We start from the raw sequence: 25,921 nt of genomic DNA, 5'->3' as shown, positions 1-25,921 counted from the left end.
CCTTATTGTTGGAGGTCCGATGTCTGTTCCAAAATGCATTTCCCGTTTTGGACCATGCCCCCGATGTCCGCGCACAGCATGGTCCGGTAATAGGACACCTGGTCCGGATTGAGCATAATCATGTCCAGCTGCCGGGTATGGATGGTCAGATAACCGAGAATCCGCAAAGCCGCCAATGTTTCCTCCAGGGGGCGGCCGCTGATCCGGGCGATGAGCATGTCCTCGTGGGACTCGATTTCAAAGCCTTGCTCCTCCAGCACGGACGCGATGAACCGGGTGCGCATGACCCGTCGCCGCAGATCCGCGGCTCCGCCCTTGAATGAAAACCGGGCGTAGTTCTCATAGGCCGGGTCGCCCGCCAGGGTCTCCACCGTGGAGAAATGAAAGCCCATCCTGGAGGTCAGATTGCAGAAATATTTCGAAATCATGAAGTAATTGCGCTGGGCGTACTCCGAGGCCCCGTCGGCGTTGAGGTTCGGGTTGGAGGCGGCCTGCAACATCACGGACATGAACCCCCTGCCGTCCACGGCCGGAGGCCCGGCCCAGGGCTTGGCCGTGATCCCGGCCCACAGCGCCTGCATGGGCAAGGACACGATATTGGAGATATGCACGTGCGGACCGACCACCGGTTCCCGGAACCCGTCCTCCAGGTCCAGCACCCACCACTGCATGGGCACGTCCACCACCAGACGCTTGCCGGCCCGCCGGACCAGGGCCGTCTCCTGTCCAAAGGAGAACATCTCCCGGACGCTCATTTCATGACAAAAGCGGGTGATGTCATGCAGGGTCCGACAATTCCCGGCCTTGAAATCCCGTCCGGCCGGATCGGTCAGGTTCAGCGGCGTGATCAGCCGGACCACCTCCTTCAAGGTCTCATGGACCGGGGTCCCTTCCATCAGTCCCTTGCGAGGTCGTTGCTGGGCCAAAAGCCGTTTCACTCGGCCGGAATGCACCCGACGCATGTCCGCGTCCAGGGTGACCTCGTCCCCGGTCCCGAGTTTTCGCGTTGCCTCGGGGACGTTGAACAACGCCGGAACCCCGAACTCCCGGGCCACGTTGGCCAGATGCCCGGTGATGCCTCCGGTTTCGGTGATCACGGCCGCGGCCCGGGGCAGCAGCGTGGCCCAGCGGGGATGGGCCTGGACGGCCACCAGGACCGCGCCCGTTGGAAACCGCAGCATATCGTCGTTGGCCCGGACCACGAAGACCGGCCCGGCGGCAATGCCGGGACTGGCCGTATCCCCGCCCTGAAGCACCACGTCATCCGGCGCTGTTTCGCCGGTCACAGCTTCATTCGGGGCAACGCTTTCCGCGCCCCCCTCTTGCGGCAACTGCATCAACGGGCGGCACTGCACGATCACCAGACGGCCCTCTTCGTCCAGCACCCATTCCACGTCCACCGGAGTCTGAAACCCTTCTTCCAGCCGTCTGGTCGCCCGGGCCACCTGGACGACCATGGCCCGGTCCAAGGAGGGAAGACGTCCTTCGGCCGGATCAAGATCCACGCGGGTCACGCCTTCCTCGGGCAGGCATTGAAATTTTTCCGTCTTCTCCGCCACCACTTCCTTCAGTATCCGCTCCGGATCGGTCCGGGAGACGACCCACAGGTCCGGAGTCACGCTGCCGTCCACCACGGCCTTGGGCAGGCCGGGCACGGCGTTGATCAGCAACGCGTCCGCCCGAATGTCCGTCGGACTGCGGGAATAGGCCACTCCTCCGGCACGAGCGTCCACCATGGCCATGCACCCCACGCACATGGGCACGTCCTCGTCCTTGATGCCCCGGTTCAAACGGTAGGAAATGGCGGTCACGGAATACTTTCCAGCCAAAATTTCCTTGAATGAAGCCAGCAGGTTGTTTGGATTGACGTTCAGCTCGGACCGGTACTGGCCCGCGAAGGACGCTCCGGAGGCGTCCTCCCCCACCGCGCTGGAACGCAGGGAAACCTTGACCCCGCCACGAGTCCGCGCCTCCAGCCGGACATACGCCGCCTCAATGGCCCGGCGCAGATCCTCGGGAATTTCGGCATTGATGATCGCCAACTGGATCTCCGAGCTGACCCGGTACAGAGCCGAAGGGTCGTCCATTTCCGTGGACTGAAGTCGACGGTCGATCTCCTTTTGCAGCGTGGTGTGGGCCATGAACCGCTCGTACCCGGCGGCGGTGACCACAAACCCGTGGGGAATACGCAAATCCGGGAAGCGCTTCAGAATTTCACCGAGATTGGCCATCTTGCCGCCCACGGCGTCGGCCATTTCCTTGTCCACCGCCTCCAGGTCCAGGACAAGGTCCGTGACCGGACTCACGCGACGTCGCTCCAGGATCTCGCGGATATCAGCGCGGATCTTCCGGAAGGCCGGCTCCAGATCCGCGTATCCGCCACCCGCCAATTCCCGGAGATTCTTGACGATGGAATAGACGTCCACCGTAACCGCCGTACACCGGGACCGCACAAAGACCATGCCGAAGCTGTGCATGCCCTTCAGGGTCTGATCCAGCTCGGTCATCACCCGCAAAGCCTGGTTGTTGGCTTCCAAAAGCCGCTTGAAGGAATTGTACTTGCCCTTGAACAGCGCGCTCACCGCCGCGGCCTCGACCTCGTCGATCTCCGGAGTCCGGTTGAACAGGCGTTTGATGTGGATGAGCAGTGCGGTCATGGGGGGAGGGGTTCAGCGGTAAGCGTGCTCTGGGGCATCCCATGTATCGAGATCGAAATCGAAATCGAGATCGAAATCGGGATCGAAATCGAAAATCATATAATGAGGATGATGGAATGAAAAGATGATTTGCATTCCTTTTGGAATTCGATTTCGATTTCGATTTCGCATACGGCAATGCATCAGCAGTGAAAAGATAGCGTGAAGGTTTCCGGTCCAGGGGTCCACGGCAACCGTTGAACCGCGAACCCCTGAACCATTGAACCCACGTCCTACACTTCCTTCTTCTTCCCGGCCTTCATCTTCATGCCGATCCCTTCGAACATATACAGGATGGCCATGCCCCACCACAGGGTGTAGATGACGTAAAAGACCAAGCTGAAAGTCAGGATGCCGGCCTTGGAGCGGGCGCTTTCGGGGACGATGCCGTAAAAATTGTAGCCCACTTCCACGGACTTGGAAATCACCTCGGCCACGTGTTTCGCATCCGCGAAACGTTCCTGGTGGTTCATCTCGTTTTCCAAGTCCTTGAACAGCCGATACCAGACATACATCAATTCCCGGGCGTCGGCCTCGCCGTAGCCGTACCGGGCTCCGACCCGTTGACCGTCGTTGTGGAACATATCCCGGGAGTCCGTGATCGCGGCCTGGACGATCAGCCCCAGGTCTCCCTCCACATGCACGGTGGCCCCGTCCGGGGAGACTCCTGCCCGCGCGGACTGAAGCACGGCTTGGGCCATCACGGCCCGACGCTCGTTGCCCACGTCGAGGCTGGCCTTGAATGTCTTACCCAGGAACGCTTCATTTTTCTCTTCCATCTGTTCCATGAAGTAGGCCGAGCCCTTGGAAATGGAGTTGAACAGATTGTCCGCGGCATGGAAAGCATTGACCTTGTCGTTTTCCAGACCCGGAAACAACGGCGACCACATCACTCCGAAGATGATGAAAAAACTGGCGCACAGAAACAGTCCGATGTTCAATTCCTTCTTGTTGATCATGACTATTCCTCCCCTTTCAGGGTCTTCATGTTCGTAAAGAACATATAGAAGACCCACGCGGCGAAGATGCCGATAATGATGAAGAACAAAACATTACCCGTGGCGCTGAGCGCCTTGCCCATGCCCGGAGAAATGTTCAGATAGCCCATGTCGCCCATCTTTTCCGGCAACACGAACAGCCGGTTGATGAACCCGCCCAGGATGGTCGTGGCGTAAAAACCGCGAATGTAGATCCCCTTGACCACCTTGGTGGTCATGGCTCCGATCTGGATGCCGATCAGCGAGCCCAGCAGCATGCCCATGGCCAGGGTGTAGAAGATGAACCCGTAGATGGCGTACTGGGCGATGGAAGCGTAGCCGGCGGTGAAGATGATCTGCAGGATGTCCGTGCCGATGGTGGTGAAAGAGGACACGCCCATCAGGTAGACGAAGATGGGGAAGGTCAGGAAGCCGCCGCCCACGCCCATGATCGCGGAGACAAAGCCGACCACCACGCCGCAGATGGCCACGAACCAGGCGGAAAGCTGCTTGCCGCCGGGGACCAGATCCTGGTCAAAGGTGATCATCGGCGGAATCTTCATGGCCTGGATCTTCGCGGCCATACCCGGTCCGGTGGGTTCGGAGCCGTGCGCCCCATGACCGCCGCTGCCGCCGTGCACGTCAACGATGTCCACCTTGCGCGCCCGCAGGAAGTCCAGCATGGCGTAGGTGCCCAAAAAACCCAGCAGCACCACGAACATCACGCTGATGAATGTGTCGCTGAGGATCGGGTTGATTTCATACAAGGTCCGGTTGACCACGCCGCCGCCGGTCACGCCCACGCCCGCGCCCACAAGAAAAGCCACGGCCAGGGCCACGGAGACGTTGCCCAACTTCCTGTGGATCACGGTGCCCATGATCGCCTTGGCGAAGATATGGAACAGGTCCGTGCCCACGGCCAGAATGCCCTTGATCCCGGCGCTCATCAGGGCCGGGGTGATGATGAAGCCGCCGCCCGCGCCGATGCACCCGGTGATCAGGCCGGCGAACATGCCGATCAGGATCGAAATGTAGAAGATGAAGGGGGAGTAGAAGCTGGGCATGTAGGAATACTTCCCGCCCAGCATTTCCGGCAGATCCGCGTGGGACAACCCCACGCCGATGGCACAGGGAATAAGCAGAAGCATCAGAATGAACATCCGCTTCCTGCTCCTGAGAATGTTCATGGACGTTTCATAGTCCCACTTGGCGTATTGGACGGCCCCGAGATGCATCATCGCGGCCAGGTTTCTGAAAAATCGCATTTTTAAATTCCTCCAGGGAAGAAGTTCAGAGTAAGGTGGACGATCCCCGAACAGAGCGAGCGTGTTGGTTATCCTGGTCTTGCCTCACCCCCTTCGCCGCGGCTCCGGATCGCTTCGGAGACCTTGTCCAGCAGTTCATCGATGGGACAGGGCTTCATCATGTAGTCGAACGCCCCCAGATCCATGCCTTGATCCGCGGTTTCCAGCGTGGCGTGCCCGGTGAGCATGATCACGGGAACCTCGGAATTGATGCGCTTCAACTCCCGCAACGTGGCCACCCCGTCCATGCCCGGCATGCTCACGTCCAAGACCACGGCGTCAAATGCTTTGCCCCGCATGGCTTCCAACGCCTTCTCCCCGGAATCCACGCCCTCGGCCGCGATGCCGCGCAGCCGCAGCCGCGTGATGATGGTTTCCAGAAAAGTCCGTTCGTCGTCGATCAAGAGAATGTGCATGACGCCTCCTCGTGTCTGTTCAGCGCGGTTCCAGCATCTTGCGACAGGAGTCCATGATCTCGGCGTAAAAGGACTCCACGGGATAGAGGTTGAACAACTTGAACCGAACGATGCCCACCACCAGAGCGAAAAGAATGACCGCCGTACGAAACGGCTTGCAGTCCCGGATGGTGCCATCTTGCCGGCCCTTTTCGATGCCTTCGATGAACAGCTCCAGGAAACAGTTGTAGATTTCCTCGATGCACTTGCGGCAATCCGGGTTCACGGCCGCGAGTTGATAGGGATAGTTGCGGAACAAAAGCAAAAATTCGAACTCCATGGTTTCCGAGAGCGTGAAAAACTGGTGCACCGCGCGCTCCACCAGTTCCATGCCGGTTCCCTGCTTTTCGATGTTCTCCGAAACTTCCCGCAGGGTGTCCTTCTTCACCTTGATCAGCAGCTCGATCAGGATGCCTTCCTTGTTCTTGAAGTGGTGGAAAATAGTCCCCTCCGCGGCCCCGCTGAGCTTGGAGAGATCGGCGATGGACGTATCCTTGAAGCCGCGCTCGGCGAACAGCTTTGAGGCCGCGTTCAGGATTTCGATGCGATAGGACACGGTGAGCTCCTTGATTTGATAAATTTTGAACAAGCTCCCGAGTGAGTACTCGGTCAGTTCGATTCGGCCTTATCGATTTCAAAAAATCTTGTCAAGCATCAAAACTCTCCGAGCGGATGCCCAAAGAAAGATTTGGCCGACATCAGCGACGCCCCCTCGGCTTGTCGAAATCATCGCTCAAAGGTAAGAACGGGCTGGCTCAGCCGAGCAATCCCCCCTTCCCCCAATCCTCCCAGGCCCTTCGGGCCATTGGAAACCGCCCATGAAACGCAAGAACTCCAAGCCAGGCAGCATTGCCAAGCCCCGAAAAATCATGGTCGTCCTGCATGAGGACGACGTGGCCCCTCGTTTCGATTTGGCTCTAGGGTTGTTCATCGCCGAGTTCGCTCCCGACGGAAGCAAAATCATGGAAAAAACCCTGGTCCTGCCGCATCCGTCGGCCGAGGACCTTTGCCGCTTGATTCTTACCGAAAAGATCACCGTGCTCATCTGCGGCGGAATCGAACAGGAATACTACGATTACCTGACCTGGAAAGATGTCCGGGTCGTCGATTCCGTCATCGGCGACTACCAGTGGGCCATCCGCCGTTGCCTGGAGACCCACCTCCAGCCCGGAGACATCCAGCGTCCGGCCTGACAGAACTCCCTCCCTCCTCCTCCCCTCTCGCCTCAAATTGTTTCAACTAGAAACACCCTGGTTGATTCATTTTAATTCATTTTAATTCATCTTCGCACTCATCGCCCGCCACTCCTTATTATCCTATTGATATCATTGCTTGTTACATCTGGCACATGATTTGCTCAACTCATTGTATCCGAATGACGGCCAAGCGCCTTTGGTGACGTTCATTCAGGAGATCCGCGCTCACGAGGTCGCTGTCCGGCCTCGTTTCGGGAGCCGCCGGTCAAGGGAGAATCAATGTGCCTACTTGTTATCGAGACCGATCATCTCGTTCGCGACAATCTGACCCATCATCTGCGCCAACGGGGTTTCACGGTGCGCGCGGGGCAAACCAGGGCGAGCGTAACGCGCATACTGGAAGAATGCGCCGTGGACGTGGCTCTGCTTGGTTTGGAGGGAGTCGGGCGCGAGGCATTGGAGTTTCTGCGGATCATCCTCGCGACAAGCCCCAAGACCAGGGTGATCCTGATGACGCCCCCGGACTGTCTGCATTACGCCATTGAGGGGATGAAAATGGGAGCTTTTGACGATGTCCCGGTGCCTTACGACATCGATTTGCTCTGCGCGAAAATCAGGCGGGCCGCGTCGCAAAGAGCCAGACGCACGAAACCTCCCTGATTCCGGAAAAGGATTTCTGAAAAGCGGCTATGGAAAGCGATCGATTTTGCGCTCATCGCGGGCGAGCGAGCTGCAAAACCAGTAACCCGCCGCCGAGGCGAGAACGACGACGTAACCAAGGAGGATAAACGAGTGAACACCACATTTACCATTCGCGAACTGATGCGTCCGGTAGACCAATTTCCACGCATTTCCGGCCGGTCCTTTTTCCATGAAGCCATGCTGGCTCTGCAAAAAGCCGATGAAGCATTTCAGTCCGGAAAAATCAGACAACGCATTTTACTGGTGGAGGACGAAAGGGGAAGGGTCATCGGCAAGATCACTCCCATGGACGTGGTCCGGGGGCTGGAGCCCAAGTACGACCGGGTCGACAGTCTCAGCGACGACATCCGCTACGGCGTGCCCCAGGTCGTCCAGTCCATGAAGGAGGAATTGCGGCTGTGGCAGGAACCGCTGGACGATCTGTGCCGCAAGGCCGCGGAAGTGCGGGTGGAAACCTTCATGAATAAACCGGAGCCGAACCAGACCGTGAACATCGACGAAAAGATGGACAATATCCTGCACATCTTCGTCACTTCCCGCCGTAATTCCCTGTTCGTCGTGGAAAACGACGCCGTCGTCGGCCTGCTGCGCTTTTCCGATCTCTATGCAGCCATCCGCGAGGTCGTTCAGGCCTGCGGCCTCAAAGCGCCCACGGCATAGCCGCCGTGTCGCGACATGTCACCGGTGACCGTTCAGAATCAGAATCCACCTCACATTTCTCAAGGAGCAAAAATCGTGAGCACCATACAGGCAACGCCATCCAAGATCGATTTCAAGCGGCTGTTTTTTCTCTTTCTCGGCATGTTTCTGTTTACCGTGGTCTACTACGCCCCGCCCTGGCCCGACGCCGTGGACCCCATGGGTAAGACCTTCGTTCTGTCCACGGAAGGCAAAGCCGCTATAGCCTTGTTCCTGCTGGCCGGGACCTGGTGGGTGTTCGAGGTCCTGCCCATCGGCATCACCGGCCTGACCATCGGCGTGGTCCAGGCTCTGTTCTTCATCCGTCCGGCCAGCGCGGCCTTCAAGGACTTCATGGACCCCTCGGTGCTGTTCATCTTCGGGTCCCTTGTCATCGGCATGGTCTTCACCAAGGTGGGCATCACCAAGCGGATGGCTTACAAAATGCTCTCCATCGTGGGCGAGCGCACCTCCATGATCTACCTGGGATGTTTCGTGGTCACGGCTTTGCTGACCCACGTCATGGCCCACACCGCGGTGGCCGCCACCATGTATCCTCTGTTGCTGTCCATCTACGCCCTGTACGGCGAGGGCGACCGGCCCACCAAGTTCGGAAAGGGGCTGTTCATCGGCATGGCCTTCATCGCCGGCGCGGGCAGCATCATCACCCTGCTCGGCGCGGCCCGTGGCATCGTGGCCTTGGGGTTTTACAACGAGATCACCGGCAACGAGATCACCTTTTTCGAGTTGACCTACTACATGGCCCCGGTGGGCTGGCTGATGGTCTTCATGCTCTGGGGGCTGATCATGGTCCTCTTCAAGCCGGAAAAATCCAGCATCGTCGGTCTACGGGAAAAGGCCAGGCAGCTCAGCCGGGAAATGGGCCCCATCACCCGCAATGAAATCATCTCCGGGTCCATCATTCTCTCGGTCATCGTCTTCCTGTCCCTGCAATCCTTTATCCCGGTCCTGGCCCAGTTCAACAAGGCCGCGGTACTCCTGGTCTCCACGGTCCTCTTCTTCATCCTGAAGATCCTGGACATCAAGGATCTGGAAGACATCCCCTGGAACATCGTTCTGCTCTTTTCCGGGGCCATGAGCATGGGCTTCTGCCTCTGGCAGACCGGGGCCGCCGAGTGGCTGGCCATCAACTGGCTGAGCTTTTTCCAGAACGCCCACTGGTTCGTCTTTATCCTGGCCATGGCCTTCTTCGTGATGGTCATGACCAACTTCATCATGAACGTGGCCGCCATCGCCATCTCCATGCCCGTGGCCCTGGTGGTCGCTCCCTATCTCGGCATGGCTCCGGAAGTCGTGGTCTTCGCGTGCCTGATCACCGCGGGCATGCCCTTCCTGCTCCTGGTGGGCGCGGCGCCCAATGCCATCGCCTACAACTCCAAGCAGTTCACCAGCGGCGAGTTCTTCGCCGCCGGCATCCCGGCCTCGATCCTGCTCATGGCCCTGGTGGCCCTGGCCGTACTGCTGATCTGGCCGTTGCTTGGCATGCCGGTGCTCGCCCAATAGCCGCCCAATAGTCCCTCCATTTGCGTCTCCCGGTCCGAAAAACGGACCGGGAGACGCTCTTCCCTTTCCCGCCCCTTTCTCTCGTCCCTGGCACAGACTCTCGACAGTCGGTCGCCTTCCCGCGGTTTCGACTCTTTCAAGCCATCTTGATTTACGTGAAAAAAAAAACTATCGGGGAATGTCTCGAAATGAGACTAGCGTTGACGTGGCAATTCAGCAGGGCTTCTCAAGGCGAAACAAAATGAAACGCCTCAACGCCATGACCAAGGACAAGCCTGGTCGATGGAAATCTCCATTGGCATGTGCTTTTTTGAACAAACTGTTTCAGACCCGTCCCTGAAGGCGATCCGGCCGATGGAGAACCGATGCCCCTACTTGTCGTCGAGTCCGACCAGCTCTTTCGGGACAACCTGGTCCATCATCTCCGCCAGCGCGACTTTACGGTCTATACCGGCGAGAATCTGGACGACGTTTTGCACCTGCTCAAGGAACGAACATTTCGCGTCATTCTGCTCGGCCTGAGCGGAGTGGGCCAGAAGGGTCTGGAGATGTTGCGCGCCATCCGCTCCGCCAGTCCGTTGACCAACGTTATCCTGATGACCACCCCGGATTGTTTGCAGTACTCCATTGAAGGCATGAAAATGGGAGCCTTTGACGACATTCTGGCGCCCTGCGACATTGACTTGCTGTGTACCAAGATCAAACTGGCTGAAACCAAACCGCAAACCATATCCCCGCACGAACCGAAAAGCTGATGGGGATGCAACAGGAGGACATCTCGTGGACACGACGTTGACAATTCGCGAACTTATGCGTCCCGTGGATCAATTTCCACGGATTTCCGATCAAGCCTATTTTTACGAGGTCATGCTGGCTCTGGAAAAAGCCAATGAAGAATTTCTGGCCGGCTCGGGCAAACAGCGCATCCTGCTGGTGGAGGACCAGAGCGGGGCCGTCGTGGGCAAGATTTCGCCCAAGGACGTGGTCCGCGGCCTGGAGCCGCAATACGACAAGATCGACAGCTTCAAGGACGACATCCGCTACGGCCTGCCGCAGATCGTGGAATCCATGAAGCGGGACTACATGCTCTGGCAGGAACCCCTGAGCGACCTGTGCCACAAAGCCGGGGAAATCAAGGCCGAACGCCTGGTCAGCAAGCCGGGGGCCCTTCATTCAGTAAAACTGACGGACCGCATGGACAGCGCCTTTCACCTTTTCGTCACCACCGGGCACGACTCCCTGTTCGTCATGGAGGAAGAGAACATCACCGGCTTGCTGCGCTTTTCCGACGTCTACACGGCCATCTGCAAGGTGGTACAATCTTGCGGCCTCAAGCCTTCCAAAGCGTAACGACCCTTTCACCACTACAATTCCCGAAAACATTTAAGGAGGACGAGGCGTGAGCGCTGCACAAGCAACCCCATCCAAAATTGATTTCAAACGGCTGTTTTTTCTCTTTCTCGGCCTGTTCCTGTTTACGGTCGTCTATTATTCGCCACCATGGCCCGACGCAGTAGACCCCATGGGCAAATCCTTCGTCTTGTCGCCGCAGGGCAAGGCCGCCTTGGCCCTGTTCCTGCTGGCCGGAACTTGGTGGGTGTTCGAGGTCTTGCCCATCGGCGTCACCGGGCTGACCATCGGCGTGGTCCAGGCCCTGTTCTTCATCCGACCGGCCCAGGACGCCTTCAAGGACTTCATGGACCCCTCGGTCCTGTTCATCTTCGGCTCCCTGATCATCGGCGCGGTGTTCACCAAGGTGGGCATCACCAAGCGGCTGGCCTACAAAATGCTGATCATCGTGGGTGAGCGCACGTCCATGATCTATCTCGGCTGTTTCGTGGTCACGGCCCTGCTGACCCACGTCATGGCCCACACCGCGGTGGCCGCCACCATGTACCCGCTGCTGCTGTCCATTTACGCATTGTACGGCGAGGGCGACCGGCCCACCAAATTCGGCAAGGGGCTGTTCATCGGCATGGCCTTCGTGGCCGGGGCCGGCAGCATCGTCACCCTGCTCGGCGCGGCCCGGGGTATTGTCGCCCTGGGATTTTACGAGGAAATTACTGGAAAGAGCATCTCCTTCTTCGAGCTGACCTACTACATGTTCCCCATCGGCTGGTTGATGGTTTTTCTGCTTTGGGGCTTTTTCATGATCTTCCTCAAGCCGGAAAAAGACGTCATCCCCGGACTGCGGGACAAGGCCCGTCAACTCAGCGCAGATATGGGGCCGATCACCCGCAACGAGATCGTGGCCTCGGTCATCATTTTCGGCGTAATCCTGTTCCTGTCCCTGCAGTCCTTCATCCCGGCCCTGGCTCCCTTCAACAAGGCAGCGGTGCTCCTGGTCTCCACGATTCTCTTTTTCATCTTGCGAATCCTGGACATCAAGGACCTGGAAGACGTTCCGTGGAACATCATCCTGCTCTTCGCCGGAGCCATGAGCATGGGCTTCTGCCTCTGGCAGACCGGAGCCGCTGAATGGCTGGCCATCAACTGGCTGGGCTTTTTCACCGAGGCCCACTGGTTCGTCTTCGTCATGGCCATCGCCTTCTTCGTCATGCTGATGACCAACTTCATCATGAACGTGGCGGCCATCGCCATCTCCATCCCGGTGTCCCTGGTGGTCGCCCCCTACCTGGGCGTGGCTCCGGAAGTCATCGTCTTCGCCTGCCTGGTCACCGCGGGCATGCCCTTCCTGCTCCTGGTCGGCGCGGCGCCCAACGCCATTGCCTACAACTCCAAGCAGTTCACCAGCGGTGAATTCTTCGCCTACGGCATTCCGGCCTCCATCATGCTCATGGGCTTGGTGGGTCTGGCCGTGCTGTTGATCTGGCCGCTGTTGGGCATGCCGATCCTTCTGGATTGATCCGGCTGAGGCCGACATCACCCCAATCCTCCCGGCCCGCAACCCGGGCCGGGAGGCCAACCATACAAACAAGGAGAATCCAAACATGAAGTGCAAGGAAGAAATCAGCGCCCTGTTCGACAAGTGGAACCAGGCCGTCCAGAGCGGCAACCCGGACAACGTGGTGGCCATGTACGCCTTCAACGGCATCCTGCTGCCCACGGTGTCCAACCAGGTCCGCCACAACCACGCCGAAATCCGGGACTACTTCGTCCACTTCCTGGCCAAGAAGCCCAGCGGCGTGATCAATGAAAGCAACATCCGGGTCTACGGCGACATTGCCATCAACTCCGGGGTGTACACCTTCACCTTCAGCCCCGACGGCCAGGAGCCCTTCTCCGTGGCCGCCCGGTTCACCTACGTCTACCAGTGGTTCGGCGACCACTGGCTGATCGTGGAGCACCACTCCTCGGCCATGCCGGAAAAGTAAGAAAAGCTTAAAAAAACGGCCCCGCGAGAGCGGGGCCGTGCAAGTCAGGTGAGGAGTGCCAAGAGCGGCACTCGCAGCTGCGGTACAGAAGCAGGAAGAACTCGCCAGCTTTGCCCCGTAATAGCCTATACGACAAGCTAAAGAATCCTGGCCCAGAAGACCGGAATTCATAACTATTCAGCATAGAGTAATACCGTTGCCGGGGTCGGAGTCGGGATCGGCGCTTCGCTATCGGGATCGAAAACGCTGGGAAGCGTTCATAATTTTTCCTGTTCCGATTCCGATTCCGATTCCGATAGCGACCCCGACTCCGATTGCCGGAGCAAGGGCGGACACAAAATGTGCTGAGTAGATACCGAAATTCTTTAGAAAAACAGCCGAAACGGAATAATCCGCTTTTCCAGCAGGTAGTTCAGGATGGGGTCGCGGCCCTGGAGGACGACGCGTTTGGTGGGGGATTCCTGGATGATCAGCAGAGGGACGCCGCGAAAGCCGCTGTTGCGCAGGAACGTGCCTCCCTTGCGCGCGGCATCGGCGACCTGGGGCTGAATAGCGATGTCCGGAGCGGCCGATTGCTCCACCAGGAGAATGGCTTGGAACGGGTTGTCGGCGGTTTCCGGCAGGCCCAGAAGGGCCGTGAGCTTGCGCTGGTCCTCGGGCTGGGTATCCAGGGGCACGAGGTTCCATTCGCCGCTGACCGGGGGATGCGTGGCCAGACTGGCCAGGACATGGGTGCAGAAAGGGCAGTGCAGACTGAAAAAGTAATAGAGTTGGGGATAGGTGGAGGTGTCCGCGCGGTGGGTGACCAGGACGGTCTCCCGCAGGTCCGGGGTTCGCTCGGGGAACAGGAACATTGCCTGGGAAGCGAAGGCCGCGGTCCAAACGGCCAATCCCATGACCACGGCGGCCAGGGACTTCCGGGCTACTCCGTAGGCCAGCAGAATCAGCAACAGGGCCACGCCCACGGCATAACAAAGCACACAGGCTTCCTGGATCCCGAAACGCTGGAAGCCCAGGATGCCACCGTCGAACGCCAAGCCGGCGGTCAAGATGATGGCGATGAGCAGCCAAAGCCAGTTCTTGTCCCATTGCCGGGCCAGAAAAAAAGCGCCGGCCAGAAGCCAGAAAAAGATCACTCCCAAGCCGATAAAGGCCTTTTCGCCGAATTTGACGAAGGTCCCGACCACGGCGCATCCCGCAGTGGGGCACAACCCACCCCGCCCGGTCTCCATCAGCCAGTATTCCAGACTCAAGGCCAGAGCCGCGATCACGGACAAAATCACCGGCATCCAGGAAATAATCACGCTTCCACGATCCGGTGCGCCCAGAGCAATGGGTCCTCTTTTTTGCTTCATGTTTGTCCCGATGTTTTTTTCAGTTGGTCTTGCAGCCACGGACGAAGTCGTTCCAGAGCGTTGCTAATGGAGCAATCGTCCATGTCCAGGGCCAGGTCCGCGGCGGCCTGGTAGAGCGGTTCGCGCTCGGCATAAAGCTGTTCCAGGCTTTGTCCCGGCCGTCTGGCCAGGCCCCGGCCCCGGGCATCCCGGACCCGATCACAGACCGTGCCCACCCCGACCCGCAGATAAACCACCGGCCCCAGTTCCCGCAAGCGCCCTACAGCTCTGGGTCCGTAGACCACGCTCCCGCCGGTGGCCACCACGGTCCGCCACAGCCAGAGCTTCGCCACCACGTCTTCTTCGGCCCGCAAAAAGCCATCCAGGCCGAACCGGTCCAGCAATGTCTGCAAGGGAGCGCCCCAGTGCGCCTCCATCAGCCGATCCGTATCCACCAGCGCCCAACCCAAATCCTGGGCCAGGGCCCGGCCCAGGGTGCTCTTCCCGGCCCCGGCCATGCCGATCAGACTGACGCAGGGCACGGTCCGCGGGGCGAGGTCTGGAGAGGTTTTGCGGAGGTCGGGATAAGGGATGGGCATGGGGAAGCTGGAAGTCAGATCACACTGGAAGTCAGATCACAATCGAGGTCGAAATCGAAATCGCGATCGAAATCGGAATTGGCATCAGAAAACTGTTGGTATCGAAATGTGAAGCATTTTTGTCAGAGATCGATTTCGATCACGATTTCGATTTCGATTTCGATTTCGATACCGATATCAGATAATGGTTGAGGGTCGAGAACAAATCTGCCCAGGACTACCCGCCGAGATAGGCCTTCTTGATCTCCGGGTGGTCCATGAGTTCGGAGCAGGGGCCGGAGACGCGAATCTCGCCGGTATCCAGGACGTAGGCCCGGTGGGCGAACTGGAGGGCCAGGCGGGCGTTCTGCTCCACAAGCAGAATGGTCATGCCGTTCTGGTTCAGGCGTTTCAGGGCCCGGAACATGTCGTACATCAACAGCGGGGCCAGGCCCATGGACGGCTCGTCCAGCATCAGAAACCTGCATCCGGTCATCAGGGCCCGACTCACGGCCAGCATCTGCTGTTCGCCGCCGCTCAGTGATTCGCTACGCTGGTGGCGGCGTTCATGCAACCGGGGAAACAGGTCGAAAATCTGTTGGTATTCCTGTTCCAGATTCTCGCCGGGCTTCCGGGAATACGTGGCCAGTTGCAGGTTCTCCATGACCGTCAGGTTGCCGAAAATATGCCGCCCTTCCGGGCAGAGGGCGATCTTCAGGTTGGCCACCACATCGTGGGCCTGGATTTTCAACAGGCTTTGCCCTTGAAAACGGATGTCCCCTTCCGTGACCCGGGGGGCCTCCGGCGGGGTCAGGCGGGCGATGGACATCAGGGTGGTGGATTTCCCCGCGCCGTTGGCCCCGATCAGGGTGACCACCTCGCCCTGATCCACATGAAAGCTGATTCCGTGCAGGGCCTGAATATTACCGTATTTGACCTTGAGGTTATCCACTGAAAGCATCACAGCGCTCCATCTCCCAGATAGGCTTTGATCACGTCGGGATTGTTCTGAATCTGGTCGGGCGTGCCTTCGGCAATGGTCGCGCCGAAGTCGATCACCTTGATCCAGGTGCACAGGCTCATGACCACGTCCATCTGGTGCTCGATCATCCAGATGGTCAGCTTGAACTCCTTGTGAATCCAGCGGATCAGTTCAATCAGGCCTTCGATGTCCGTGGAGTTCAACCCTGCCGCCGGTTCGTCCAAAAGCAGCAGGGACGGCTTGCCCGCCAGGGCCCGGGCGATCTCCACCCGTCGCTGCAATCCATAGGGCAGGTTTCGGGGACACTCCTGGGCATGGCGGTCCAGGCGCAGGGCTTCCAGTATTTCATGGGCGCTGTGCTCGATATCCGCCTCGGCCCGTTGATAGCGACGGGTCCGGACCAGGGCGTCCACCAGATTGTAGCCCAGGGTCTGGTGCCGGGCCAGACGGATGTTGTCCAGCACGGTCATGTCGTGCCAGAGCCGGATGTTCTGAAAGGTTCGGGCCACGCCCAGGGCCGTGATCTTGTGCGGCTTGAGACGTCGGGTGTCCGTGCCCTTGAACAGAATGTTTCCCTGGGTGGGCTTGTAAAAGCCGCTGACCAGATTGAAGACCGTGGTCTTGCCCGCGCCGTTGGGGCCGATCAGACCGTTCAGCTCGCCGCCGTCAAAGCGCAGGTTGAAGTCGGACAAGGCGCACAAGCCGCCAAAAACCTGGGTCACGGATTGAATTTCCAGCAAGGCCATTTATCGCTCTCCTCCCACCCTACTTGAACTGAAACCAGCGGCGCAGGCGCGGAAAAATATCGGACAGCTCCCGGTTGCCCATGATCCCTTCGGGCCGGAAGTGCATCAAAATGATCAGCATCAGGGGCACGATCACCCATTTGATGATCTGCAAGGGCCGCATGGCCTCCATCAGCAGCGTGAACAACACGGCGGAAAGCACCGATCCGGTAAGGGAGCCCATGCCGCCCAGATAGACCATGACCATGATTTCCGTGGTCTTCAGGATTCCGAAGGCTCCGGGGTTCACGTAGCCCAGGACGTGGGCGAACAGCCCTCCGGCCAGACCGGCCAGGCCGGAGGAAAGCATGAACGCCACCACCTTCATCTTGTTGGTGTTCACGCTCATGATCTCCGCGGCCACCTCGTCCTGACGGATGGCGATGATCCCCTTGCCGTAGGTGGAGGAGACGAAGCGCCGGATGATCCAGACGGTGAAGACGGTGCAGATGAATATCCAGATCATCATCCAGGGCAGCTCGATCACGTCCTCCATGAACACCACCACGGAACGCATGCCCATGAACCCACGAGGGCCGCCAATGGCGCTGATGTTCTCGATGGTGCTCTTGATGATGTACAGGGAAGCGATGGTGATGATGGCCAGGTAGTCGTCCCGTGTCTTGAACGAGGGAATGGCCACCAGCAGCCCGGCCAGGGCCGCGGCCACGGCGCCGCCCAGCAGACACAGGGGAAAGATGATCAGGGCCAGCTCCGGGGACAGCACCGCCGGTCCGAAAACCCGGTCGTCGGTGAGCAGCCAGACCGAAAGCAGGGAGGAAACATACGCTCCCACGGCCATGAACCCGGCGTGCCCGCAGGAGAACTCGCCCATGTAGCCGTTGACGATGTTCAGGCTGGAGGAAAGGATGATATTGATGCCCATGAACATGATCACGGACTGGATGTAAAGATCGATCATGCCGCCCTGGCTCATGCCGATCAGCCCGGCAAAAAGCGCGGCCAGCAATATGGGGACGGTAAAACGCTGCATGGATTCGGTCCGCCTGTGCAGGATAAGAGGTTCAGGGGTTCACGGTTCAGCGGTTCAGCGGTTGATCAGAAAAAAACAAGAGGCCACGTTCAGTTCAGGTTGCAACAACCGTGAACCGTTGAACCCTTGAACCGCCCTAGATCTTCGTCGTCTGGGCCATGCCGAAGATGCCCGTGGGTTTGATGGACAGGATCAGCAGCAGGATGCTGAAGGCGATGAGGTCCCGGAAGGTGGACGGGAAAAAAGCCACGACCATGATTTCCAAAAAGCCGAGCAGAAAGCCGCCCACGAAGGCCCCCCGGATGTCCCCGATCCCGCCGACAACCGCGGCGATAAAGGCCTTCCAGCCGATCATCGCGCCCATGTACGGTTCCAGGACCGGATAGGACATGGAATAGAGCAGTCCGGCCAGCCCGGCCAGGGACGAGCCGAGAATAAAGGTGATCACCACGATGGTGGCCACGGGAATGCCCATCAGCGGAATGGCGAAGCGATCATAGGAAATGGCCCGCATGGCCATGCCGATCCGCGTTTTGGAGATGATGGTGTAGAGCATGGCGAAGACCAAAAACGCGGCAAGAATGGTGGCCACGCGCAGATTGGTGAACGTGACCCCGCCGATGGTGTACACGCTGCGCTCCACCAAATCCGGAAAGCTGCGCCGGCTGGCGCCCAGCACGGCCAGGTTGGCGTGCTGGAGAATCAGGCCGCACATCAGGGCCGTGATCACCACGTACAGCCGGTGCGCCCCCTTGTTGCGCAACGGGCGGTAGGCCACCCGCTCGATGGTCACGCCCACCCCGGCCGTGAGAATCATGGTGATGGGAATGGTCAGGAGCAGCACCATGGGATTGGAAAGGCCGAAGGAAAAGTCCGTGTACGTGCCCATCAAAAAAGTGGCCGCAAAGTAGGCGATGAACGCGCCGACCATGAAGATGTCGCCATGGGCGAAGTTGATCAGGCGCAGCACCCCGTAGACCAGGCAATAGCCCAGGGCGATCAGGGAGTAGAAGCTGCCCCACTGCAAGGCGTTCATGATGTTCTGAAACAGTGATTCCACGACAAGCCCTCGGGAAGAAAAGGTTGGAAGCTGATCCGGGACGGACGTTGAACGTCCGTCCCGGATCAGTGATTATTAGATCAGGTTACGGACAAACGGACTCGGTGAATTCGAATTCGCCGGCGTCGTTGATTTTGACCACCACGGCGCACTTGATGGGGTCGCCTTCGTCGTCGAAACGCATGGAGCCGGTAATGCCGTCGAACTCTTCGATGGCGGCCATGGCGTCACGGATGGCGGCCCGGTCGTTGCGCAGGTTGCCGGTCAAACCGCCGGTGGATTGGATGGCTTCAAGGACCAGACGTGTCGCATCCCAGGTCAGGGCGGCCACGTCGTCCGGCGTGTAGCCGTACTTGGCCTGGTACTTCTCGATGAAATCCTTGGTGGCCCCGGTGGCCCCGGCAGCGGCGTAGTGGGTGGAGAAATAGTGGCCTTTGCACAGGTCGCCGCACAGGGTCATCAGCTCGGCGGAGCCCCAAGCGTCGGCGCCCATGAACGGGCCGGTCCAGCCCAGGTCGCTGGCCTGGCGCACGATCAAGGCCACTTCGTTGTAGTTGTTGGGCAGGAAGATGAAGTCCGGCTGGGCCGCGAGGATCTTGGTCAGCTGGGCGCTGAAGTCTTGATCCCGGTCGCCGTAGGATTCAAAGGCCACAACGGAGCCTTTGCCATTTTTCGATTCAAAATCATCCCGAAAAAATTCGGCCAGTCCTTTGCTGTAATCATTCGCCAGAGCAAAAAGCACGGCTGCCTTGTCGGCATTAAACTGCTTCATGGCAAAATCCACGGCCACGGGAGCCTGAAACGGATCCAGGAACGCAGCTCGGAAGACCCAGGGACGATTCAATGTCGCATCAGGATTGGTGGACCAGGGAGAGATCATCGGAGTGCGGTTGTCGTTGGCCACCTGCCCGGCGGGCACGGCCTGCTTGCTGGACTGCGGGCCGACAATGGCCAGAACGCGGTCCCGGTCGATCAGCTTGAGCATGGTCATGACCGCGGACTCCGGTTTGGATTCGTTGTCCTCGTAGATGAAGCGCAGTTCATGCTTGACTCCGCCGATTTCCAGGCCGCCCTGGGCCATGATCTCCTCACGCAGCATTTCAGCGGCATAGCGGGAGGATTCCCCGACCTTGGGAATGTCCCCGGTCAGCGGGATGACGAACCCGAGGGTGATGGGATCGGACGCATCGGCCCGGGAGTACTCGCCCTGCCCTCCCAAAACAAAGAAACATCCAAGAATCATTACCGAAAAAAGAATACTTACTCGCCGTAAAGACATCGCTCGCCTCCTGAATAAATGGTTAACGGACCCACTACCATGGGATGAAGGAGGACTTAGACGAAGTTTCAACAAAACAAAAGAGGTGGTGCCTATTATTTTGACCAAATTTTACAATTCTGCCCATCCGGGCATCCCTCGGCTTCACATGATCTTCGTGAAAACATGAACAAGAGTGGCGATTGCTTGACCTCAATTTGTTTTCTTGGCAAAGCCTCGAGCAGTCTTATGAAAAAAACAAGCTTGTGAGCCGTCAACCTCGATATTTCAGCAAATCCAATCAAATCATTACAATTTAGTCAACTTTCGGCTTTCACAAGAACGTGACGTCTCAGACAGCGGTTGTCGCCGTCGCATCTTTGATCACTCCCATAATCCCCGCCACAACAGGAGAGTTTTCCGTGCGCATCAAGCTCCGTGAAAAAGTATTCATCCCCTTGTTCATCGCCCTGCTCATGCTGGGCGCGGTCATGTATTTCGTAACGGACTCCAATCTGAAACGTCTGAGCAACGAATTCGTCACCCAGATCGGCCTGGGCAAGGTGGCTGAGATTGAGGCGGCCATGGATATGGCGAGCATGAAAGCCCAGGAATTGACGGCGCTGTTCACCAGATTGCAGGCGGTCCAACGGGCCTATCAGATCGCCCTTTCCGGAAACATTGACGACGAGGCCGACCCCATGCTCCGGCAGGCCCGCCAGATGTTACGCAACGAATTGCTCCACACCCTGCAAGGCTACGAGGCAGTGATGGATGACCGACTGAAACTCCACTTTCACCTGCCCAACGGGAGAAGCTTGGTGCGTTTGTGGCGGGACCACAACTTCCGGCGTGACGGCGAATGGATCGACATTTCCGACGATATCTCCGGCTTTCGCCAAACCGTCATGGAAGCCAACCGGGAACGGCGCATGGTGCAGGGTCTTGAGGTCGGCGTCGGAGGCTTCGACATCCGTAGCGTCTTGCCCCTGACCTCCACCCGGGGCGAACACCTGGGCAGCGTGGAGATGCTGGTGGAATTCGAACCAATCCTGCGGACCGCGGCCGCTGGGGAAGGACAGCACCTGCTTCTGTTCATGAATTCGGACTTGTTGCACATCGCCCAGCGCCTGCAGGACGCTCAAAAGCATCCGTTAATCGGAAATCAGTACGTACAGGTCTCCGGGGCAGACGATCCGGCGGTGAACAGCCTGATCACCCCAGCCCTGCTCGGCCAGGCCAAATCACAACTCTCCGTGGCCATCCATGACAACTTCTCCCTGACGGCTTTCCCGCTGGAAGATTACGGCGGACGACAAATCGGGGTGATGGTTTACGTTCTGGACATTTCCAAAGAGCAGGAACTGATTCGCCACATCACCTGGTTGTTGATCGGGTTGATCGGGGTCATTCTTCTGGTCTTCGCCGTGGTGGGCCAGGCCACGGTGTGGGCCGCGATTCTCAAGCCCATGAAGCAACTGCTCGGCTTTGCCCAAAAAGTCGGTGCCGGCGATCTGGAAACCCGCGTCAACCTCGCCTCCCGTGACGAAATGGAAGAACTGGGCATTGCCATGAATACCATGGTCGGCAACCTGCGGGATAAAATCATCGAGGCCGAACAAAAAACCAAGGAAGCGGCCGAAGCCGTGGACCGGGCCAACGTCTGCACCCAGGACGCCGAGGAAGCCCGCAAGGAAGCTGAGCGGGCCCGCCGGGACGGCATGCTTCAGGCCGCGGAGCGCATCGACCAGGTCGTGGCCCAAATCGCCGCTTCGGCCCAGGAGATGTCCAGACATGTGGATACCGCAAGGCAGGGATCCGAGCAGCAGAAGATGCGCACCGGGGAAACAGCCACGTCCACGGAACAGATGAACGCCACGGTGCTGGAAGTGGCCAAAAACGCCTCCCATGCGGCCGAAGGCTCGGATCAGGCCAGGATCAAGGCGCAATCCGGCGCGGACATCGTTCAAAACGCGGTCAAGGCCATTGCCGACGTGCAGCGCAACGCCCTGGATCTGAAAAAGAAGATCACCAGCCTGGGAGAAAAGGCCGAGGGCATCGGTCGGATCATGACCGTCATCGACGACATCGCGGACCAGACCAACTTGTTGGCCCTGAACGCGGCCATCGAGGCGGCCCGGGCCGGAGACGCCGGACGCGGCTTCGCCGTGGTGGCCGACGAAGTCCGCAAACTGGCCGAGAAGACCATGACCGCCACCAAGGAGGTCGGCGACTACATCTCCGCCATCCAGGTGGAGGTCCGGGACAATGCGGCCAGCGTGGACCAGACCGTGGAGTCGGTCAAAGGCGCCACCCAGTTGGCCGCCAAGTCCGGCAAGGAGCTGCGGGAAATCGTCAATCTGGCCGAATCCACCTCGGACCAGGTCCGCTCCATCGCCACCGCGGCGGAACAACAATCCGCGGCCAGCGAGCAGATCACCCGCTCAGTGGAGGAAATTGACCGCATTTCCACGGATAACGCCGAAGCCATGCAGTCGACATCCAGGGCTATCAAGGATCTGAACGCCGGCCTGGGGGAACTGGACAGCCTTGTGGAGGAATTGAAGCGCGTCGGATAGCAGCAGTCGATAATGGCGATAAAAGCAAAGGCCTCACGTCGGAGACGACGTGAGGCCCTTGCCGTTCATGCCCAGATCAGCGCGACCCATTCACCCTCCGTCAGCCTTCGTGGGGTGGCCAGCCCTTGGTCGCGATAGGCGTTTTCCACCCGCTCGGCCTGCTCCCGAAGAATACCGGACAGGACCATGCCCGCCCCGGACTCCAGGCGTCGAGCCAGGGTCGGCGCCATATGCACCAATGGACCGGCCAGGATATTGGCCAAAATCAGCCCGAAGCGCCGGTCCGGATCAAGTATCTCCAGCCCGCCCTTGCGGATGGCCACTCCTTGGGAAACGTCGTTCAGAGCCATGTTTTCCAATGCGTTGGCCACGGCCACGGGATCGATGTCCAGGGCCAGACCGGTCATCCCGAGCTTGGCGCAGGCCAGGGCCAGAATGCCCGAGCCGGTTCCCAGGTCCAGAAACCCGGTATTCCCGGAAACGGCCTCTTCCCTCCACAACATGGCGATGGCCTTCAGACAAAGGGCCGTGGTGGCGTGATGCCCGGTGCCAAAGGCCATTTTCGGCTCGATGAGCAAGGGGATCAGCCCCGAAGCCTCGCCCTCCGACTTCAGCCAGGGCGGCAGCACCAGGAACGTGTCCTCAACCCGCACGGGAATGAAGAACTCTTTCCAGGATTCACTCCAGTCCTGGTCCTCATACGTGGACTCGGAACAGACCACGCCCGGCCACTCCCGCCGAACGTCCCGCAGGAGTTCACTGGCCACGCCGCGCGGGAACTCCTGAGCCGGGTCCGAATCACGGCCCGTTGCCTTCGTCTGGTCCTCGGTTTCACAATAGATCACAAACCGAACCCGCCCGGACTCCGGATAATCCACCTCCCACCCCCAGGACACCCGTTGCGCCAGAAACCCGGCAAACCGATCCTCATCCTCTTCCACCACCAGCAACTCTATTCGCGATAGTTTCATGGCTCTCTTGTTCCATCGTAAATACATGGTCAACGTTCTTCACAACTCAGCCCCAACGTCACACTTTTTCAAACATATCATGATATTAAAGAAAACTAAAAATAAAGACTTGCCTTATCCGTGCCATTGGTATTTTCAATTATCGCAAAACCTGCAATACTATCGAAAAGATGAACAACAGAAACGGAGAGCGAAAGGCTCGTCTACGAATTTTCGCGAAGTATTCCAATATATTGATTCGGACCTTCCCTCATAAAACGAACGGGGGTGCCATGGCGGCCTTCGCTTTCGAACCTCGACAATTACATTTAGAAACGCGACGCACAAAACCCTTTGCTTAAATCGGTCGGCACAATCAATCAATGATCTCCACAACCATCCCCCATGAACATTTCGTGGGCAACCTTCTCAATCAACTCATAAATCGAGGGTGGCGACTCGGAAAAGGTGCCGACGGACTCGACTTCGTTCAAAGCCTTGAACGTTTACTGCAACAGATCCTTTCCGGCTGCCCAGCGGACCGGCACGCCACCCTCAAGCCTCTGCCCGACTGGCTGGTGAACACCTTCCGAAGCGACGGCTGCAAGGAACCCCTGAAATCCTATCTCAACCACTCCGAAGTCTGGCACGACATCCTGGACAGCATGGTCTTGTGGCTTGACTACGACCATCTTCAGGCGGCCCCCCCCGACGAAACCTGGCAAGTTTTCGGCCAGCGGCGTTCAGTATTGAATGAGAATTCGTTTTTCAGGTTTCTTGCCGGAAAAGAATACGTCTTCAGGGAAGACAACCCGTTTTTTCAAAGACGTTCCGACTTCATGACCATGCCTCTGCGTCGCAGGTTGGCCATGGCCGGAACTTTTTGCCTGGAAAACTTCGGGGGCAACGCCCATCGCGATGCTTGCCTTGAGCTGCTCCGAGCCAAACAGAGAACAAGTAGAATCCCAGATAATTTTTTGCGCTTTCAGGAAGCAATATGCTCCGACCCACTTCATACCCATGTCATGGTGGTCTCCGGTGCTGCCACTCTCTTTTTTTCCTTGCATGACTATTTTTGTGATTTATGGAAGACAAACCCACAAAATAATTTATCCAAAGTAAAAAACGGTTCCGTTCAGGAACAGGTCGAATACTTTCGAGCTGCTTTTATCAAGGGGAATACTGCAAAATCCCCTGGCAGCCACTATAGACACGAAAGGCTCATGCAGACTGATTTCGTAGAGTCGTTGGCCCTAACCTATTGGCGGAGCAAACTGCGAGCCCACCTGCTCCAGAAAGAACGTAGCGGACGAAATCGACTTCGTGCCGGCCTACTTTCCAATGAAGATCAAACAAGCGGCCAACCGCAAACATATCACAGCCGTCTGATTCTGGAAAGGATCCCACAAAACACACCAGTGTCACTGGAATTCTTACCGGAATCAGGCCTCACGCGCCCTGGGCTTACTTGCCGGATGAAGGAACTGAAGGATCAGTACCTGATTCTCACTGTGGAAGGATCGGTGCAAGGCCGATGCGAGGCAGCCACTGAAGAAGCTCTGATTCTCAGATTCTCCATCCCTCATAAGCTCCAAGATCTGCGTTTCTACGCCTGTACATGCAGGCTCCGGCACGTCAAACCAGTATCGAAAAACGTCGCCGCCTTGGTAATTGAACCCATCGACGATCTCTTTCCCCTAGACCGAAAATTTCCTCGCATGACCGCTGACCTGTTATCGATACAATCCGTCAATATTCACCTTGAAGTCCATAAGCTTCCGAAATCCATGGCGGCACTTTCCGAGCCAGGAGAGCCCGTGGCTATTACCTCGGAACCTTCCGCGAGAATCTGGCTGGAAGACATTTCCGCGGGTGGCGCGTGTCTCGCGGTCAATACGGACAATTTTCGAGCAAAGCTCGAAGCGGTACACTCCGCTGGGAACTCTCCTTCCGGCCTGCTTCACTTGCACATGCCTTCGGGCAAGCAGAACAACGGCGACATCCTTCTGTCATTTCGACTGGTCACTTTGCGTCAGGGCCAGAACGCCTTGCGCGCCGGACTCCAATTCCAGGCCGAAGCCGTCCGATCCAACTCCGGAAAGCTGAATTGGTGGCCAATCAAAGACCTAGGCTGTCATGAGCTGAGCCGGATAATTTTCGCCGCGTTGCTCAGACGCAGGGATTAATGATCGAAAAAACGAAAAAAAACGGTACCCGGCTCACGGATCGCGCCAGGTACCGGGCCAATATTCTTCGGCGACCGCCGAAGGTCTAGACGCCTCAGGTTCCCCCAAAGCCCACGGTCACCTTTCCGTCGGCCACGATAACGGGCACCTTGCGCCGCCCCTGGCTGAGCTTCAGCATTTCTTCCATCCGGCCGGCATCCATCTTCACGTCATAATAAACATGGCCGGGATTCGCCTCACGGGCGTTGGTGGTATAGGGTCAGCCCTGCTTTCCGTAGATGATCGTCTGGCTCATGGTCATCCTCCTTGTTTTGAAGTGTCAGAGATCAAGGTGATGTTTGACATTCA

The 25,921-nt window shown here is 58.3% G+C and carries 24 protein-coding genes; 10 read left to right on the top strand and 14 right to left on the bottom strand.

Annotated features, from left to right (window positions below):
• Nucleotides 1-2: 2 nt before the first annotated feature.
• The 5 genes from DESLA_RS18280 to DESLA_RS0102450 form a co-directional block, all read right to left on the bottom strand.
• Complete coding sequence (locus DESLA_RS18280) at nucleotides 3-2,657, bottom strand: PEP/pyruvate-binding domain-containing protein (RefSeq protein WP_035261259.1); 2,655 nt, start codon at nucleotides 2,655-2,657, stop codon at nucleotides 3-5.
• 272 nt (nucleotides 2,658-2,929) lie between these two features.
• On the bottom strand, nucleotides 2,930-3,655 hold the full coding sequence (locus DESLA_RS0102465) for a hypothetical protein (protein WP_051434309.1): 726 nt from the start codon (nucleotides 3,653-3,655) through the stop codon (nucleotides 2,930-2,932).
• 2 nt (nucleotides 3,656-3,657) lie between these two features.
• Nucleotides 3,658-4,938: a sulfite exporter TauE/SafE family protein gene (locus DESLA_RS0102460; RefSeq protein WP_028571252.1), complete on the bottom strand. Its 1,281-nt coding sequence runs from the start codon at nucleotides 4,936-4,938 to the stop codon at nucleotides 3,658-3,660.
• Between the two features lie 68 nt (nucleotides 4,939-5,006).
• Nucleotides 5,007-5,393: a response regulator gene (locus DESLA_RS18275; RefSeq protein ID WP_035261256.1), complete on the bottom strand. Its 387-nt coding sequence runs from the start codon at nucleotides 5,391-5,393 to the stop codon at nucleotides 5,007-5,009.
• A 19-nt stretch (nucleotides 5,394-5,412) separates the two neighbouring features.
• Nucleotides 5,413-5,988 carry a TetR/AcrR family transcriptional regulator gene (locus tag DESLA_RS0102450; RefSeq protein ID WP_028571251.1) on the bottom strand — a complete coding sequence of 192 codons (576 nt, stop codon included), beginning with the start codon at nucleotides 5,986-5,988 and terminating at the stop codon, nucleotides 5,413-5,415.
• Nucleotides 5,989-6,250: 262 nt separating this feature from the next.
• Here DESLA_RS0102450 and DESLA_RS0102445 point away from each other — a divergent pair, with 262 nt between their 5' ends.
• The 8 genes from DESLA_RS0102445 (at nucleotide 6,251) to DESLA_RS0102410 (ending at nucleotide 12,867) form a co-directional block, all read left to right on the top strand.
• Complete coding sequence (locus DESLA_RS0102445) at nucleotides 6,251-6,625, top strand: dinitrogenase iron-molybdenum cofactor biosynthesis protein (protein WP_156932840.1); 375 nt, start codon at nucleotides 6,251-6,253, stop codon at nucleotides 6,623-6,625.
• Nucleotides 6,626-6,907: 282 nt separating this feature from the next.
• The gene (locus tag DESLA_RS0102440) at nucleotides 6,908-7,288 is read left to right on the top strand and encodes a response regulator (RefSeq protein ID WP_028571249.1); all 381 of its coding nucleotides are present in this window, start codon (nucleotides 6,908-6,910) and stop codon (nucleotides 7,286-7,288) included.
• A 132-nt stretch (nucleotides 7,289-7,420) separates the two neighbouring features.
• Nucleotides 7,421-7,990, top strand: a complete 570-nt coding sequence (locus DESLA_RS0102435) for a CBS domain-containing protein (RefSeq protein WP_028571248.1) — start codon at nucleotides 7,421-7,423, stop codon at nucleotides 7,988-7,990.
• A 75-nt stretch (nucleotides 7,991-8,065) separates the two neighbouring features.
• A complete protein-coding gene (locus tag DESLA_RS0102430) occupies nucleotides 8,066-9,532 on the top strand; it encodes an SLC13 family permease (RefSeq protein ID WP_028571247.1) in 1,467 nt (488 codons plus the stop codon).
• A 365-nt stretch (nucleotides 9,533-9,897) separates the two neighbouring features.
• On the top strand, nucleotides 9,898-10,287 hold the full coding sequence (locus tag DESLA_RS0102425) for a response regulator (RefSeq protein ID WP_028571246.1): 390 nt from the start codon (nucleotides 9,898-9,900) through the stop codon (nucleotides 10,285-10,287).
• Nucleotides 10,288-10,312: 25 nt separating this feature from the next.
• Nucleotides 10,313-10,882, top strand: coding sequence for a hypothetical protein (locus DESLA_RS0102420; protein ID WP_028571245.1), 570 nt, complete (start codon nucleotides 10,313-10,315; stop codon nucleotides 10,880-10,882).
• 49 nt (nucleotides 10,883-10,931) lie between these two features.
• Entirely contained in the window at nucleotides 10,932-12,398 is a 1,467-nt protein-coding gene (locus DESLA_RS0102415) for an SLC13 family permease (RefSeq protein WP_028571244.1), read from the top strand.
• Nucleotides 12,399-12,483: 85 nt separating this feature from the next.
• Entirely contained in the window at nucleotides 12,484-12,867 is a 384-nt protein-coding gene (locus DESLA_RS0102410; RefSeq protein WP_028571243.1) for an SgcJ/EcaC family oxidoreductase, read from the top strand.
• A gap of 365 nt (nucleotides 12,868-13,232) precedes the next feature.
• On the opposite strand, the gene DESLA_RS0102405 is transcribed toward DESLA_RS0102410, so the two are convergent.
• From DESLA_RS0102405 to DESLA_RS0102375, 7 genes are all read right to left on the bottom strand, one after another.
• Nucleotides 13,233-14,222, bottom strand: a complete 990-nt coding sequence (locus DESLA_RS0102405) for a hypothetical protein (RefSeq protein ID WP_028571242.1) — start codon at nucleotides 14,220-14,222, stop codon at nucleotides 13,233-13,235.
• Nucleotides 14,219-14,800: a homoserine kinase gene (gene thrB, locus DESLA_RS18270; RefSeq protein ID WP_028571241.1), complete on the bottom strand. Its 582-nt coding sequence runs from the start codon at nucleotides 14,798-14,800 to the stop codon at nucleotides 14,219-14,221. The genes DESLA_RS0102405 and thrB overlap by 4 nt, the downstream gene beginning before the upstream one ends.
• Nucleotides 14,801-15,017: 217 nt before the next feature.
• Nucleotides 15,018-15,743, bottom strand: coding sequence for an ABC transporter ATP-binding protein (locus DESLA_RS0102395; protein ID WP_028571240.1), 726 nt, complete (start codon nucleotides 15,741-15,743; stop codon nucleotides 15,018-15,020).
• Complete coding sequence (locus DESLA_RS0102390; RefSeq protein WP_028571239.1) at nucleotides 15,740-16,507, bottom strand: ABC transporter ATP-binding protein; 768 nt, start codon at nucleotides 16,505-16,507, stop codon at nucleotides 15,740-15,742. Before DESLA_RS0102390 ends, DESLA_RS0102395 begins: the two co-directional genes overlap by 4 nt.
• A 19-nt stretch (nucleotides 16,508-16,526) precedes the next feature.
• Nucleotides 16,527-17,540, bottom strand: a complete 1,014-nt coding sequence (locus DESLA_RS0102385) for a branched-chain amino acid ABC transporter permease (RefSeq protein WP_028571238.1) — start codon at nucleotides 17,538-17,540, stop codon at nucleotides 16,527-16,529.
• Nucleotides 17,541-17,676: 136 nt separating this feature from the next.
• Nucleotides 17,677-18,600 (bottom strand): branched-chain amino acid ABC transporter permease, encoded by a 924-nt coding sequence (locus DESLA_RS0102380; protein ID WP_028571237.1) that lies wholly within the window; start codon nucleotides 18,598-18,600, stop codon nucleotides 17,677-17,679.
• A gap of 85 nt (nucleotides 18,601-18,685) precedes the next feature.
• Nucleotides 18,686-19,843, bottom strand: a complete 1,158-nt coding sequence (locus DESLA_RS0102375) for an ABC transporter substrate-binding protein (protein ID WP_051434307.1) — start codon at nucleotides 19,841-19,843, stop codon at nucleotides 18,686-18,688.
• A gap of 437 nt (nucleotides 19,844-20,280) precedes the next feature.
• Between DESLA_RS0102375 and DESLA_RS21385 the strand changes: the two genes are divergently transcribed.
• Nucleotides 20,281-22,437 (top strand): methyl-accepting chemotaxis protein, encoded by a 2,157-nt coding sequence (locus DESLA_RS21385; protein ID WP_051434306.1) that lies wholly within the window; start codon nucleotides 20,281-20,283, stop codon nucleotides 22,435-22,437.
• A 65-nt stretch (nucleotides 22,438-22,502) separates the two neighbouring features.
• On the opposite strand, the gene DESLA_RS0102365 is transcribed toward DESLA_RS21385, so the two are convergent.
• Nucleotides 22,503-23,408 carry a 50S ribosomal protein L11 methyltransferase gene (locus DESLA_RS0102365; RefSeq protein ID WP_028571235.1) on the bottom strand — a complete coding sequence of 302 codons (906 nt, stop codon included), beginning with the start codon at nucleotides 23,406-23,408 and terminating at the stop codon, nucleotides 22,503-22,505.
• Nucleotides 23,409-23,770: 362 nt separating this feature from the next.
• On the opposite strand from DESLA_RS0102365, the gene DESLA_RS0102360 reads away from it, so the two are divergent.
• Entirely contained in the window at nucleotides 23,771-25,573 is a 1,803-nt protein-coding gene (locus DESLA_RS0102360; RefSeq protein ID WP_156932839.1) for a hypothetical protein, read from the top strand.
• A gap of 94 nt (nucleotides 25,574-25,667) precedes the next feature.
• Here the strand turns inward: DESLA_RS0102360 and uxx1 are convergent, their stop codons facing one another.
• Nucleotides 25,668-25,874: a UXX-star selenoprotein family 1 gene (uxx1, locus tag DESLA_RS23535; RefSeq protein ID WP_492207358.1), complete on the bottom strand. Its 207-nt coding sequence runs from the start codon at nucleotides 25,872-25,874 to the stop codon at nucleotides 25,668-25,670.
• Nucleotides 25,875-25,921: the final 47 nt, after the last annotated feature.

Origin of the sequence: Desulfonatronum lacustre DSM 10312, from assembly GCF_000519265.1 — a bacterium.
GTDB classification, from domain to species: Bacteria; Desulfobacterota; Desulfovibrionia; order Desulfovibrionales; family Desulfonatronaceae; genus Desulfonatronum; species Desulfonatronum lacustre.
Note: the sequence above shows the minus strand (reverse complement) of the source record. Positions and strands in the feature narration are given on the sequence as shown.

Bases quoted from the DNA above. Each gene is read 5' to 3' on its own strand.
- DESLA_RS18280 (WP_035261259.1), bottom strand. From the start codon at position 2,657: ATGACCGCACTGCTCATCCACATCAAACGCCTGTTCAACCGGACTCCG.
- DESLA_RS0102465 (WP_051434309.1), bottom strand. From the start codon at position 3,655: ATGATCAACAAGAAGGAATTGAACATCGGACTGTTTCTGTGCGCCAGT.
- DESLA_RS0102460 (WP_028571252.1), bottom strand. From the start codon at position 4,938: ATGCGATTTTTCAGAAACCTGGCCGCGATGATGCATCTCGGGGCCGTC.
- DESLA_RS18275 (WP_035261256.1), bottom strand. From the start codon at position 5,393: ATGCACATTCTCTTGATCGACGACGAACGGACTTTTCTGGAAACCATC.
- DESLA_RS0102445 (WP_156932840.1), top strand. From the start codon at position 6,251: ATGAAACGCAAGAACTCCAAGCCAGGCAGCATTGCCAAGCCCCGAAAA.
- DESLA_RS0102440 (WP_028571249.1), top strand. From the start codon at position 6,908: ATGTGCCTACTTGTTATCGAGACCGATCATCTCGTTCGCGACAATCTG.
- DESLA_RS0102425 (WP_028571246.1), top strand. From the start codon at position 9,898: ATGCCCCTACTTGTCGTCGAGTCCGACCAGCTCTTTCGGGACAACCTG.
- DESLA_RS0102410 (WP_028571243.1), top strand. From the start codon at position 12,484: ATGAAGTGCAAGGAAGAAATCAGCGCCCTGTTCGACAAGTGGAACCAG.
- DESLA_RS0102405 (WP_028571242.1), bottom strand. From the start codon at position 14,222: ATGAAGCAAAAAAGAGGACCCATTGCTCTGGGCGCACCGGATCGTGGA.
- thrB (WP_028571241.1), bottom strand. From the start codon at position 14,800: ATGCCCATCCCTTATCCCGACCTCCGCAAAACCTCTCCAGACCTCGCC.
- DESLA_RS0102390 (WP_028571239.1), bottom strand. From the start codon at position 16,507: ATGGCCTTGCTGGAAATTCAATCCGTGACCCAGGTTTTTGGCGGCTTG.
- DESLA_RS0102385 (WP_028571238.1), bottom strand. From the start codon at position 17,540: ATGCAGCGTTTTACCGTCCCCATATTGCTGGCCGCGCTTTTTGCCGGG.
- DESLA_RS0102375 (WP_051434307.1), bottom strand. From the start codon at position 19,843: ATGATTCTTGGATGTTTCTTTGTTTTGGGAGGGCAGGGCGAGTACTCC.
- DESLA_RS0102365 (WP_028571235.1), bottom strand. From the start codon at position 23,408: ATGAAACTATCGCGAATAGAGTTGCTGGTGGTGGAAGAGGATGAGGAT.
- DESLA_RS0102360 (WP_156932839.1), top strand. From the start codon at position 23,771: ATGATCTCCACAACCATCCCCCATGAACATTTCGTGGGCAACCTTCTC.